Consider the following 12,648-nt stretch of genomic DNA (forward strand, 5'->3'; position numbering starts at 1 on the left):
CATGACCGAAATCTTGACGACGACACAGGGGCAGCAGGGCCTGCCGCGGTACTTCGCTGCCGTCTTCTCCCGCGCCGGGGCGATCACCCGCGGGCGCCTCGACGTCGTTCTGCCCGACGGGCGCCGCTTCCGGGCCGAGGGGGCCGAGCCGGGGCACCTCGCCGAGATCAGGGTCCATGATCCGGGCCTTTTCGCCCGGCTGATCCGCGAGGGCGATCTGGGCTTCTGCGACGCCTATATCGAGGGCGGCTGGACGACGCCGGACCTCATGGCCTTCATGGACTTCATCCAGGATGGCGCGGAGGCCGCGCTCGACGGGTTTCCGGGCCAGCGGCTGCTGCGCGCCTGGGAGCGGCTGCGATTCCGCCTGCAGGGCAACAGCAAGGGGCAGGCGCGGCGCAACATCGCCCGGCACTACGACCTCGGCAATGCCTTCTACGAGCTGTGGCTGGACGAGACGATGACCTATTCCTCGGCGCTGTTCGACGAGGGCGCGCAAAGCCTCGAGGCGGCGCAGCGGCGCAAGTACGATTCCATCATCGACGAGATGGGCGCCAAGCCCGGCGATCACGTGCTGGAGATCGGCTGCGGCTGGGGCGGCTTCGCCGAGCATGCCGCCGGCACCCGCGGGCTCAGGGTCACGGGCCTGACGATCAGCCGCGAGCAATATGACTTCGCCGCCGCGCGCATCGCCGCCGCCGGGCTGCAGGACCGCGTGACGCTGAAGCTGCAGGACTACCGCGACGAGCGCGGCCATTACGACGGCATCGCCAGCATCGAGATGTTCGAGGCGGTGGGAGAGCGCTACTGGCCCGTCTATTTCGAGACGCTCAAAGCGCGGCTGAAGCCGGGGCGCCAGGCCACGCTGCAGGTCATCACCATCGCCGAGGAGCGTTGGGAGGCCTATCGCGGCGGCGTCGATTTCATCCAGCGCTACATCTTCCCGGGCGGCATGCTGCCCTCGCCCTCGGTGCTGCGGGCGCAGGCGGCGAGCGCCGGGCTCGGCCTCGTACGGAGCATCGAGTTCGGCGAAAGCTACAGCCGCACGCTGCGGCACTGGTATGACCGCTTCGAGGCCCGGCGCGACGAGGTCGCGGCGCAGGGCTTCGACCAGCGCTTCCGCCGGATGTGGGACCTCTACCTCTGCGCTTGCGCGGGCGCCTTTTCGGGGGGTAACTGCGACGTGACGCAGATCACCCTGGCCCGTCCCGCCTAGGGCCATGTCCCGCCCGAGCCCACCGCAGGAGGCCGCCCTTGCCGACAGCCGCCCGTCTTGTCGCGGCCCTGATGCTCGGGGCGCTGGGCTGGGAAATCGCCGGATGGATCTCTCCCGTCTTGCCGGCCTCGGTCCGGATGGCGCCGCAGGCCGCGCCCTGGATCGGGGGTGGCCTGGGCCTGGTCGTCGGCTGGCGCCTGGGGCGTCACCCGGCACGCGGCCTGCTGGCCTGGGCGGGGCAGGGGCTGACACTGGTGGCGGTCCTCGTCTTCTGGATGCTTCTGACCTGCGCCACCCTGCTGATGGGCGCGCTCAGCCTGCGCGGGCGCTACGACACGCCGCTCGAGGCGCTGGAGGCCGCGGTCCGGCTGATGGGCGAGATGGCAGGGCCGCTGCTGGCGCCGCGGGCGCTGGGCCTGCTGCTGGCCTGGGCGCTGCTGACCGGGCTGGTGACCGGCCTTGCCCGGCGCTGGTGGCGGTGATGCGCTTGCACGAAAGGACGATGCCGTGATCTTTCTCTATGGCCCGCTCCGGCACCTGCCGCTGGCCGAGACCCTCCTGGCCGAGGCACTGCCGGGCGCGCAGGAGGCGGTCCTTCCCGGTTACGCCCTGCTGCAGTCCGAGGGGTATCCCGCCCTGCAGCCCGATCCGCAGGCCGCGGTCGAAGGGCTGTTGCTGGAGCCCGGGCCCGCCGCCCTGGCGCGGCTGGAGGCCTATCTCGAGGGGCTCGACCTTTCGCCCGCGCAGGCCGTCCTGCGCCTGCCCGACGGCTCCGAGCGGGAGGCCGCGCTCTGGTCCCGGCCCCCGTCCGGGCCGGGGGCGCAGCCCTTTTCGCGGGCGCAGTGGCTGGCCGATGACGCGCCCCGCGCGCTGCGCGAGGCGGCCGAGCTTGCCGGGCACGCCCCGCCGCTGGAGCCGGCGCTGCAGCGGCGGCAGGCCGTGATGCGCAGCGGCCGGGCCGAGGCCGGGCTGCGCGCGGCGCGCGAGACCGCGCCCGCGACATGCCGCCTCTCGCCCCCCGCGGGCGCCTTCGCGCTGGGCCATGCCGAGCCGCTGACGGGCGGTTTTTTCAAGTACGACCGGATGGTGGCCGCGCATCGCCGCTTCGACGGCGGGCGCGAGGAGGGGCTGCTGCGCGAGGTCTTCGTCGGCGTCGATGCCGCGCTGGTGCTGCCCTGGGACCGCGCCCGCGACCGCGTGCTGCTGGTCGAGCAGTTTCGTACCGGCCCCGCCCGGCGCGGCGATCCGAACCCCTGGTGCCTCGAGCCGGTCGCCGGCATCGTCGATCCGGGTGAAGAGCCGGCGGAGGCCGCGCGCCGCGAGGCGCTGGAAGAGGCGCGGCTGACCCTGACCGGTCTCGAGCTGATGTTCCACAGCTATGCCTCGCCCGGCAATTCGACCGACCACTACTACTGCTACCTCGGCCATGCCGACCTGCCCGACGACGACAGCTATTCCGGCGGCCTCGCCGAAGAGGCCGAGGACCTGCGCTTGCATGTCCTGCCGCTGGACGAGGCTGTGGCGCTGATCGGCACCGGAGAGATCAACGTGACCCCGACCATCGCCATGCTGCTCTGGCTGCAGCGGCACCGGGACACGGCGGCGGGTTGACGGCGGAACGCGCGGGCGGGGGCGCGGCTTGTGATGGCGGGGCGCGGCTTCTAAGGCTGGGCCCGAGAAGCGAAAGGGCCTGACATGGACATCAAGAGCGACCTTGCCGATGCGGTGGGCAACACGCCGCTGATCCGGCTGAAGGCGGCCTCCGAGGCGACGGGCTGCGAGATCCTGGGCAAGTGCGAATTCCTGAATCCCGGCCAGTCGGTCAAGGACCGCGCCGCGCTGTGGATGATCCGCGACGCGGTCGCGCGCGGCGCGCTGAAGCCGGGCGGCACCATCGTCGAGGGTACCGCCGGCAATACCGGTATCGGCCTCGCGCTGGTCGGCGCCTCGATGGGGTTCAAGACCGTCATCGTGATCCCCGAGACGCAGAGCCAGGAAAAGAAGGACATGCTGCGCCTTGCCGGGGCAGAGCTGGTGCAGGTTCCGGCGGTTCCCTACCGCAACCCCAACAACTACGTCCGCTATTCCGAGCGTCTGGCCGCGAAGCTGGCCGAGACGACGCCCGAAGGCGTTCTCTGGGCCAACCAGTTCGACAATATCGCCAACCGCCAGTCCCATATCGACAGCACGGGGCCGGAGATCTGGGACCAGACCGAGGGCCGCGTGAACGGCTTCATCTGCGCCGTGGGCACCGGCGGCACGCTGGCCGGCACCGGCATGGCGCTGCAGCCCAAGGGCGTGAAGATCGGCATCGCCGATCCCGACGGCTCGGCTCTCTTCGATTACTACACCAAGGGTGAGCTGGCCTCCTCGGGCAATTCGATCACCGAGGGGATCGGGCAGGGGCGGGTGACCGCCAACCTCGAGGGCTTTACCCCCGACATGGCCTACAACATCCCGGACAGCGAGGCGCTGCCGCTGGTCTTCGACCTGCTGCGCGACGAGGGGCTCTGCCTCGGCGGCTCCTCGGGGGTCAATCTTGCCGGTGCGATCCGCATGGCGCGCGAGATGGGGCCGGGGCACACCATCGTCACCATCCTGTGCGACTACGGCACCCGCTACCAGTCCAAGCTGTTCAATCCCGCCTTCCTCAAAGACAAGGGGCTTCCGGTGCCCGGGTGGCTGGGCGACGGCCCCGCGTCGATCCCCGGCGTCTTCGAGGACGCCTGAGGCGCAGGGGCGGCGGGCGAGGAGCCTGCCGCCCCTGCGGGGAGAGGAGCCGGCCGCCCGTGCGGGGAGAGGAGCCGGCCGCCCGTGCGGGGCGAGGGACCTGACGCCCCTGTGTGGCGAGGGGCCTGCCGTCCTATTCGCCGGCGGGCACCGTGGCCGGACCCTCCGCCCCCAGCGCACCGGACTCCCGCGCTGCGGCGGCCTGCTGCCGGTCGCGGGCGGCGGCCTCGACCTCCAGCACCTCGGGCTGGGGCAGCCCCTCGCGCGAGAGCAGCACGGCGATGGGCCGCAGCGAGGGCACCTCTGAGCAGATGATCATCAGCGCCACCATGATCGGCACCGACAGGAACATCCCCGGGATGCCCCAGACCGCGCCCCAGAAGGCGAGGAAGATGATGATCCCGAAGGAGGACAGCCGCAGCGTCCGCCCCATCAGCATGGTGTCGAGCACGCTGCCGTTGAAGAACTGGATGACCGAGACGACGATGAAGAGGGCCGCCGTCGCGCCGGGATCGCCCAGCTGCACGTAGCCCACCAGCGTCACGAGGCCGGTCGCGACGATCGAGCCGAGGTTGGGGATGTAGTTCAGGATGCAGCCCAGCACCCCAAGGGCCAGCGCCAGCTCCAGCCCGAAGGCCTTGGAGGCGATGTAGATCATCGCCCCCGTGACCACCGAGACGAAGGTCTTGACCAGCAGGTAGCGGTTGATCCGCCGCACGATCGAGGCCGAAATCCGCTCCACCCGATGGGCCTGCACCGGATCGCCGATCAGGTTGGTCAGCTTCGTCGAGAACCAGATCCGTTCGGCGAAGAGGAAGCCGACGAAGAGGATCACCAGCACCGTGCCCTGCATCAGCCCGCTGGCCTGCCCGGCAATGGTGCGCAGCCAGGCGCCGACCTCGACCGTGCGGACGGAGTTGTAGACGGCGCCCTGCACCTCTTCGCCGAACCAGGAGAACAGCGCCGCCACCGCCGAGGGCGCGCGGTCGGCATAGGCCAGCGTGGTGACGAGGACGCTGTTGATCTGCGACAGCACGACCGAGGTGACGGTCAGCAGCGCCGCGGCAACGGCGAGCACGGCGGCGGCGCTAGCCAGCCAGGCCGGAATCCGCAGCGGCCCGATCCGGGCGCGAGCGATCAGGCTGATCGCATCCGAGAGCAGCGCGAAGATCACCACGGCGGTCACGAGGCTGATCAGCACGAAGCGGGCCTGCACCAGAAGGAACAGCACGATCGCCCCGGCGATCAGCAGCAGGGCGCCGGCCTGGATCCGCTCGGGCTGCGCGAGGAGCGACGGGGCGCGGTCGCTGGGGTGGGGCGGTCTCGGATCGGTCATCGGTCCCCATCGCGGTCGTTGGAGCGTCGGTCGGTCGGCTGGCAGCGCTGCTTGCCCGGTCCCCACTATGCGCGCCGCGGCCCCGCTTCGCAACGCGCAGGGCCGGCTCCACCCGCCCCCGCCGCACCGGGGCGGCAGGCCCTGCCCAATCGGCAGGCAGCCGCAATCGCCCCCACCGCATCGCCGTGACGGAACCCGCGCGCCCGCTCTTGCCAAGCCCCGCCCAAACCGGCTAGGCAGCGCGGCAACGGAGCGGTGGCCGAGTGGTCGAAGGCGCACGCCTGGAAAGTGTGTAGGCGGGAGACCGTCTCCAGGGTTCGAATCCCTGTCGCTCCGCCATTTTTTCCCTAGTTTGCCCTAGAGTATCGTTCGACGATACCTTGCGATGCTCATCGGTAGCCTTGGCAGATAGTCTCGCCGCTTGATCCGCTGCCCATCACGCTACTCGCAGCTCTCCCGTGGGGGAGCCTGATCCCCGCGAGTCTAGCCTTCCGACGTCCCCTTCTTGCGGCACGGACCAGCGCAGGTCGCGCCGCCGTCCTCAACGGCTACGCCGCGCTCGGCGTACCTGTCACATGACCCGCGGAGTAAGTGCGGCTGGGGAAAGGAGAGGTCTGTGCTTCACCGCCTCGCGCAACGACCCCCTATCCGCAGCACCATCGGGCCCTGTGAGGCAGGATGGGTCCAGGCCGCTCATGTCTCCAGTCCTCGGAGACCGTGTTCGCGGAAATGAGCCAGCCGGTCCACCTCTGCCGTTGTCAGCGGGACGCCCTTTTCGAGCGATAGGGCGCGGGCGGCGAAGCGGCGTTGGGACGGCAGACGGGCGCCCTGCAGGTTAAAAGCCTGCAGCAGACGTTCGCCCTCTGCCAGCGGGTCGCGCCCGCTGCGCCTGGCAAAGACCTCGGGCGAGAAGGCGAGGATCAGCGCGCCGTGACGCGGCAAGACCGCCTTGCCGCCGGTTGCCTCCAGCGCCTCCTTGCTCATGATCTCGCCCAGCATCGCCCCTGACAGCAGTTCGATCATCGTGGAGATCGCCGAGCCCTTGTGGCCGCCGAAGGTCAGCATCGACCCCGCAAGCGCGGCCTCGGGATCGGTGGTGGCGTGGCCCTCTGCGTCTATGGCCCAGCCTTCGGGGATCGGTTTCCCGGCCTGACGGTGAAGCTCGATCTCACCGCGGGCGACCATGCTGGTCGCGAAATCGTAGACATAGGGATGATCTTTGGGACGGGGCCAGCCGAAAGCCATGGGATTGGTGCCGAGCAACGGCTTCGTGCCGCCGGCGGGGGCGACGAAGGCATAGCTTGGACACATGGACAGGGCCGCCAATCCCTCGCCGGCAAGCACCTCGACATCATGCCAGAGCGCAGAGAAATGCAGGCAGTCCCGGATCACCAGCGCCGCCAGCCCCAGCTTTCGGGCGCGGGCTGCCAGTGTGGCACGGGCGGCTTCGAAAGCCGGGTTCGAGAATCCGCCCTTGGCCTCGACCTCGATGATCGCCGTATCGCCTTCCAGAACACGGGGGATTGCGTCGGGACTGGCGCGGCCGGCCGCGATCACCCGCAAGCAGCCCTCGATCCGGTAGATCCCGTGCGACTTGCAGCTGTCGCGTTCGGCGTCCGTGATCACGTCGGCCACCGCGGCGGCATTGGCGGCGGTCATGCCGGCATTTCGAAAGATCCCGGTCACCTGCTGGCGCAGGGTCTCGACGGGAATGTGGTGGATCTCGGACATGGAGCCTTCCTTGGCAGTGATCAGGGGCGGAGTGCCGCGATGGTGGTCACCTCTGCCAAGCGGTCTGGAGAGGCTGGCCTTGCTGCGCCGCAGGTGCGGGGACGGGGGATGCCGTGCCGAGGCCGCGCCCGGTTCTGCCCGCCTCGGGGATGAAGGCTGCATCGGCGCGACAGGCGCGCGCCAGCCGGGCCTCCTGTACCAAACGCCCGGCCATGGTCATGGCCGGACGCTGCTGCGAGAGGCCCGGGGGCTGCGTGCTGCTCATCCGGCAGCGATATCCTCCAGGTCCTTGGGCAGCAGGGCCGCCGGCAGGTTCTGGTAGCAGACAGGGCGCAGGAAGCGGCGGATCGCCATGGTGCCCACGGAGGTGGCGCCGAAGTTGGTGGAAGCCGGGTAGGGCCCGCCGTGCACCATGGTGTCGCAGACCTCGACCCCGGTGGGGAAGCCGTTGGCCAGCACGCGGCCCGCCTTGCGCTCCAGCACCGGCAGCAGGCGGCGGGCCTGCGCGGCGTCGGCGTCGTCCATCTGCACCGTGGCGGTCAGCTGGCCTTCGAAGCTTTTCGCGACCTTCAGCATCTCGGCTTCGTCCTTGACGGTGACGACCAGGCCGAGCGGCCCGAAGACCTCTTCCGTCAGGGAATGGTTGTTCAGCCAGTCCTTGGCCGAGACGCGGAACAGGAAGGGCCGTGCCTCGCGGGGGCCATGGTCCGAGGTCAGAAGCGCCTCGACCCCGGACTGGCCGGCGATCTGCGCCGCGCCCTCGGCGTAGGCGCCCGCGATGCCCTCGGTCAGCATGACCTGGCTGCCGGTTTCAGCGAGGGCGGCGCGGGCGGCGTCGATCATTGCATCGGCCTCGGGACCCTCGATGACCACGGCGATGCCGGGGTTTGTGCAGAACTGTCCGGCCCCCATGCAGAGCGATCCGGCCCAGCCCTGGCCCAGCTGCGTGCCGCGGGCCTTCGCGGCCTCGGGCAGGACGAACATCGGGTTCACGCTGCCCAGCTCACCGAAGAAGGGGATGGGCTCGGCGCGTTGTGCGCAGAGGTCGAACAGCGCGCGGCCACCACCAAGCGAGCCGGTGAATCCCACGGCCTTGATCAGCGGGTGCTGCACCAGGGCCTGGCCGACCAGCCGATCACCGCCCTGCACCAGGCTGAAGACACCCTTGGGCATGCCGGTCTTCTCGATGGCGGCGTGGATCGCTTCGGCCACGATCTCTGCGGTGCCCGGATGCGCGCCATGGCCCTTGACGACGACGGGGCAGCCCGCGGCCAGGGCGCTGGCGGTGTCGCCGCCGGCGGTCGAGAAGGCGAGCGGGAAGTTCGATGCGCCGAAGACGGCCACCGGGCCGATCGGGCGCTGCATCATCAGCAGCTCCGGACGCGGCGCGGGGGCGCGGTCGGGCAGGGCGGCATCGTGGCGGCGATCGAGGTAGGCGCCGTCCAGGATGTGCTTGGCGAACATCCGCAGCTGGCCGGTGGTTCGGCCACGCTCGCCCTGCAGGCGGCCTTCGGGCAGGCCGGTTTCTTCCGTGCCGACCTGGGTGATCGCCTCGCCCCGGGCCTCGATCTCGTCCGCGATCGCCTCAAGGAAGGCGGCGCGTTCGGCGCGACTGGTGTAGGCGTAGGTCCAGAAGGCTTCTTCGGCGGCCTCGACGGCCTGGTCCACCAGCGCCGGGGTGCCGACCGAGAAGTCATGGGCAGGGCCATGCGCCGGTTTGGAGCGGAAGGTCGTTTCACCGGCGGTCCAGGTGCCGGCGATCAGGTGCTTGCCATGGGGTTCAAAGGTCATATGCGCCTCCTTGAGGTCGGGCCCGAAGCCCGGAGGAAAGGGAAGCCGCCTCTTGCGAGGCAGCTTGCGTTTGCAGGGGTGAGGGGGGCTCAGGCCTCGTAGCCGTAGATCTCTTTCGCGCGCTCCGGGCTCAGGTAGCCGTTGCGCAGATCTCTTGCGATTGCCTCGCGGCTGCGCTTCGCCGGGTCACCGTAGCCGCCACCGTTGCCGGTCACCACGCGGATCACGTCGCCCTTGTTGACCTGCAGGTTGGTCGCGAAGGAAAAGCGCTCCGTGCCACCGTCGCGGCGCAGCACCTCGACATAGTTGACCGAGCCGTCCAGCCCGCCGGAGGCGCCCCAGGGCGCGATCCGGTTGCGCGTGTAGCCCACCGACAGGAAGTTGTTGTCGGCGCGCACGCGGTAGTGGGTCTCGATCCCCTTGCCGCCGCGCCACTGGCCTTCGCCGCCCGGTTCGCTGTTCAGCGCGACCTGCTCGACACCCAGCCCGTAGCGCGCCTCGGCGACCTCGGCGGGGCAGTTGAAGGTCTCGCCGTGGAAGCCCGAGAACTGGCCCGACACGCCGTCGGAGCCTTCCCAGCCGCCCCAGCCGCCGACCTGCGGTTCCACGATGGTGTAGTGGCGCCCGGTTTCGGGGTGCGGGCCGCCCACGTTGGTGCCGCAGATCGAGGCGAAGTTGCCGGCTGGCACGACGCCGGGGAAGTGGTGTGCCAGCGCGCGCAGGATCATGTCGAACAGCCGGATCTCGACCTCGGAGTAATAGCCAAGCGCGCCGGGGGCCTCGACGTGGTAGATGGTGCCCGGCTTGGTCACCACCTTCAGCGGCTTGAAGAAGCCGCCGTTGCCGGGGGCGTCGGGATCGGTGAAGTCCTTGAAGGCCAGCTGAACGGCGATCTCGGTGCCTTCGCGCGAACAGTTGAGCGAGCCCGATTGCGCCGGGTTGTCGGTCAGGTCGACGATAAACTCGTCTTCCGTGATCGTCAGCTCAAGGCTGTGGATCGCGCCCGAGTCCTGCTCTTCCGAGAAGGCATAGGTGCCGCGCGGAATCTCCTTGATCGCGGCACGGGCCCGGCGTTCGCCTAGGTCCATGTAGTCCTGAACCGCGGCCTCGTAGGTGTCGGCACCGTATTTGTTCACCAGCTCAAGCACCCGGCGCTCGCCGATCCGCAGGCCGGCGATGCCGGCCCAGAGATCGCCGTGCAGGTAGTCGGGCAGACGCGAATTGATCTTCAGGATGTCGAAGACCGCGTCGTTCTGCATCCCTTCCATGAACAGCTTCACCGCCGGAATGCGCACGCCTTCCTGGAAAATCTCGGTCGCCTCGGAGGACATGGAGCCCGGGACGTTGCCGCCCACGTCGTTCCAGTGGGCGATGTTGGCCACCCAGGCGATCAGCGTGCCGTCGTGGAACACCGGCTGCGCCAGCACCATGTCGTTCAGATGGGTCACGCCGCCGAAATAGGGATCGTTGGAGGCCAAGACGTCGCCTTCGCGGATCGCCTCCAGCGGAAACTTCTTTAAAATGCCCATGATCGCCTTGTCGAGCACCCCGATGAAGGCGGGGATGCCCGCCCCCGACGCGGCGATTTCGCCCCGCGGGTTCAGGATCGAGGTCGACAGGTCGAGCACCTCGTAGATGATCGCGCTCATCGAGGTCTTGACCTGGGCGTAGAACATCTCGTCCGCGATGGCTTCCAGCCCGTTCTGGATGATGTCGAAGGTGACTGGATCGTAGGTCTTGTCCGCCATGGCTCAGCCCTCTTCCTCGGTACGCGTCTCGATATGCGTGTTGCCGAAATCGTCGATGAAGACGCGGTTGGTGGGGTGGACGACGATGGTCGTGCCCGGATCCTCGATCACGGCGGGGCCGTGGAAGGACATGCCGGGCTCGAACTTCGTGCTGTCGTAGATGGTCGCCTCGTGCTCGCCCTCGGTCGCGTAGTCGACCATGCGCGTGCCCTTCACGGCGTCTTCCAGCCTTGCCCCCGTCTTGGGCAGCGGCACCAGCTCCAGCTTGCCGACCTCGGAGGAGGCGATCAGGTGGATGCCGATGATCTCGACGCCGGCGGTCAGGCGGTAGGTGTATTCCCGCTCGTAGATCTCGTGGAACTCGGCCAGCATCCTTTCCATCACCTCTTCGGTGACGGGGCCGGCGGGCACCGGGACCTCGACCGCGAATTCCTGGTTCTGGTAGCGGCAGCGCACCATGGGCTCGAAGGTGACCTTGTCGGCTTTCACGCCCTCGCGGGCGTATTCCTCGCGCGCCTGATCCATGGTCGCGCCGAGCAGGTCGTTCAGGGTCTCGCGGTCCCGGCCGTCCATCAGGCGGGTCACGAAGTAGTCGCGCCGCAGGTCCGACATCATCATGCCCCAGGCCGAGAAGACCGGCGCGCCGCGCGGCACGACGACCTTCTTCACGCCCAGCTCCTGGCCAAGCGCCACGCCGTGCATGGGGCCGCCGCCGCCGAAGACCACCAGGGTGAAGTCGCGCGGGTCATAGCCGCGGTTGACCGAGACCAGCTTCAGCGCATTGACCATGTTGGAGTTGGCGATGCGCACGATCCCGCGGGCCACGTCCCGGGGCGTGTTGCCCAGGCGCCCGGCCAGCTTGCCCAGAGCGTTATCCAGCGCGGGCAGGTCGGCCTCGACCGAGCCGCCACAGAAGTAGTCCTTGTTGATCCGCCCAAGCGCCAGGTTGGCGTCGGTGGTCGTCGCATCCTCGCCGCCACGGCCATAGGCGGCCGGGCCGGGCGTGGAGCCGGAGGAATGCGGTCCCACGTGCAGCTTGTCGAAGTCGTCGACCCAGGCGATCGAGCCGCCGCCGTTGCCGATTTCCACAAGATCCACGACGGGCACCATGATCGGGTAGCCTGCCGATTTGCGATCCCGCTCAATCCAGTAATCGGTCTTGATCGTCACCTGGTTGTTCTCGATCAACGAGCACTTGGCCGTGGTGCCGCCGATGTCCAGCGCCAGGATGTTCGGCTCGCCGATGATCCGGCCCAGCTCGGCCGCGCCCCAGAAGCCCGAGGCCGGGCCGCTTTCGACCATGGTGATCGGCACGGCCTTGATCGCCTCGACCGAGTCCACGCCGCAGTTGGACTGCATGATGAACATCCGGCCCTTGTAGCCCTTGTCCGTCAGGCCGCTTTCCAGCTTTTCCAGGTAGCGCTGTGCCTTCGGCTGCACGTAGGCCGACAGGATCGCGGTGTTGGTGCGTTCGTACTCGCGCCACTCGCGGGTGATCTGGTGGCTGGCAACCACGGTGACCTCGGGCCAGCGGGCCTCGACCTCGGCCTTCAGGGCGGCTTCGTGGGCGGGGTTCGCATAGGCGTGCAACAGGCTGATGGCGATGGCCTCGATGCCCTCGGCGCGGAACAGGCTCAGCGTCTCGTCCAGCGTCGACAGGTCCAGCGGGGTCACTTCCTCGCCCTGGTAGTCCATCCGGCCGGTGATCTCGCGGCGCAGGTAGCGTTCCACGAAAGGCTCCGGCTTCTTGTACTTGAGGTTGAAGAAGTCGGGGCGGTTGCCGCGGCCGATCTCGATCGCGTCGCGGAAGCCCTTGGTGGTGATCATCCCGACCTTGGCGCCCTTGCGCTCGGTCAGGGCGTTGATGACCACGGTGGTGCCATGGGTGAAGAAGTCGACCGAGCCGATATCCACCTTGCCCTTGTCCAGCACGTTCAGCACGCCCTTCTCGAAGTCGGGCGGGGTGGTGTCGGACTTTTCGGTGCGCACGGTCTGCTTGCCGGTTGCCAGATCGGTCTCGAAGTAGACCAGGTCGGTGAAGGTGCCGCCGACATCGGTCGAAACGCGGGTAATCTTGTCAGTCATCATGGGGTCTC

Annotated in this window: 9 protein-coding genes and 1 tRNA gene; 5 read left to right on the forward strand and 5 right to left on the reverse strand. The window is 69.0% G+C overall.

Annotated elements, in window-relative coordinates; all coding sequences use genetic code 11:
* Window position 1: 1 nt before the first annotated feature.
* The 4 genes from DFP88_RS00855 (at window position 2) to DFP88_RS00870 (ending at window position 3,946) form a co-directional block, all read left to right on the forward strand.
* Window positions 2-1,216, forward strand: a complete 1,215-nt coding sequence (locus DFP88_RS00855) for an SAM-dependent methyltransferase (protein ID WP_110812560.1) — start codon at window positions 2-4, stop codon at window positions 1,214-1,216.
* A gap of 38 nt (window positions 1,217-1,254) precedes the next feature.
* A complete protein-coding gene (locus tag DFP88_RS00860; RefSeq protein WP_110812561.1) occupies window positions 1,255-1,698 on the forward strand; it encodes a TrgA family protein in 444 nt (147 codons plus the stop codon).
* A gap of 25 nt (window positions 1,699-1,723) precedes the next feature.
* Window positions 1,724-2,827 (forward strand): NUDIX domain-containing protein, encoded by a 1,104-nt coding sequence (locus DFP88_RS00865; RefSeq protein ID WP_181418528.1) that lies wholly within the window; start codon window positions 1,724-1,726, stop codon window positions 2,825-2,827.
* 84 nt (window positions 2,828-2,911) lie between these two features.
* Window positions 2,912-3,946: a cysteine synthase A gene (locus tag DFP88_RS00870; protein WP_110812563.1), complete on the forward strand. Its 1,035-nt coding sequence runs from the start codon at window positions 2,912-2,914 to the stop codon at window positions 3,944-3,946.
* 133 nt (window positions 3,947-4,079) lie between these two features.
* Here DFP88_RS00870 and DFP88_RS00875 read toward each other — a convergent pair whose 3' ends face one another.
* The gene (locus DFP88_RS00875; RefSeq protein ID WP_110812564.1) at window positions 4,080-5,282 is read right to left on the reverse strand and encodes an AI-2E family transporter; all 1,203 of its coding nucleotides are present in this window, start codon (window positions 5,280-5,282) and stop codon (window positions 4,080-4,082) included.
* Between the two features lie 249 nt (window positions 5,283-5,531).
* Here DFP88_RS00875 and DFP88_RS00880 point away from each other — a divergent pair.
* Window positions 5,532-5,621: transfer RNA gene (locus DFP88_RS00880), tRNA-Ser, on the forward strand.
* Between the two features lie 354 nt (window positions 5,622-5,975).
* Here the strand turns inward: DFP88_RS00880 and DFP88_RS00885 are convergent.
* From DFP88_RS00885 to DFP88_RS00905, 4 genes are all read right to left on the reverse strand, one after another.
* A complete protein-coding gene (locus DFP88_RS00885; protein WP_110812565.1) occupies window positions 5,976-7,013 on the reverse strand; it encodes an Ldh family oxidoreductase in 1,038 nt (345 codons plus the stop codon).
* Window positions 7,014-7,274: 261 nt separating this feature from the next.
* Window positions 7,275-8,804, reverse strand: coding sequence for an aldehyde dehydrogenase (NADP(+)) (locus DFP88_RS00895; protein WP_110812567.1), 1,530 nt, complete (start codon window positions 8,802-8,804; stop codon window positions 7,275-7,277).
* Window positions 8,805-8,893: 89 nt separating this feature from the next.
* Entirely contained in the window at window positions 8,894-10,552 is a 1,659-nt protein-coding gene (locus DFP88_RS00900; protein ID WP_110812568.1) for a hydantoinase B/oxoprolinase family protein, read from the reverse strand.
* Window positions 10,553-10,555: 3 nt separating this feature from the next.
* Window positions 10,556-12,637 carry a hydantoinase/oxoprolinase family protein gene (locus DFP88_RS00905; RefSeq protein WP_110813264.1) on the reverse strand — a complete coding sequence of 694 codons (2,082 nt, stop codon included), beginning with the start codon at window positions 12,635-12,637 and terminating at the stop codon, window positions 10,556-10,558.
* Window positions 12,638-12,648: the final 11 nt, after the last annotated feature.

Origin of the sequence: Pseudoroseicyclus aestuarii (assembly GCF_003217255.1) — a bacterium.
Lineage (GTDB): Bacteria > Pseudomonadota > Alphaproteobacteria > Rhodobacterales > Rhodobacteraceae > Pseudoroseicyclus > Pseudoroseicyclus aestuarii.

Excerpts from the sequence above, each read along its gene's own strand:
- DFP88_RS00855 (WP_110812560.1), top strand. The coding sequence starts at position 2 with ATGACCGAAATCTTGACGACGACACAGGGGCAGCAGGGCCTGCCGCGG.
- DFP88_RS00870 (WP_110812563.1), top strand. The coding sequence starts at position 2,912 with ATGGACATCAAGAGCGACCTTGCCGATGCGGTGGGCAACACGCCGCTG.
- DFP88_RS00875 (WP_110812564.1), bottom strand. The coding sequence starts at position 5,282 with ATGACCGATCCGAGACCGCCCCACCCCAGCGACCGCGCCCCGTCGCTC.
- DFP88_RS00885 (WP_110812565.1), bottom strand. The coding sequence starts at position 7,013 with ATGTCCGAGATCCACCACATTCCCGTCGAGACCCTGCGCCAGCAGGTG.
- DFP88_RS00895 (WP_110812567.1), bottom strand. The coding sequence starts at position 8,804 with ATGACCTTTGAACCCCATGGCAAGCACCTGATCGCCGGCACCTGGACC.
- DFP88_RS00900 (WP_110812568.1), bottom strand. The coding sequence starts at position 10,552 with ATGGCGGACAAGACCTACGATCCAGTCACCTTCGACATCATCCAGAAC.
- DFP88_RS00905 (WP_110813264.1), bottom strand. The coding sequence starts at position 12,637 with ATGACTGACAAGATTACCCGCGTTTCGACCGATGTCGGCGGCACCTTC.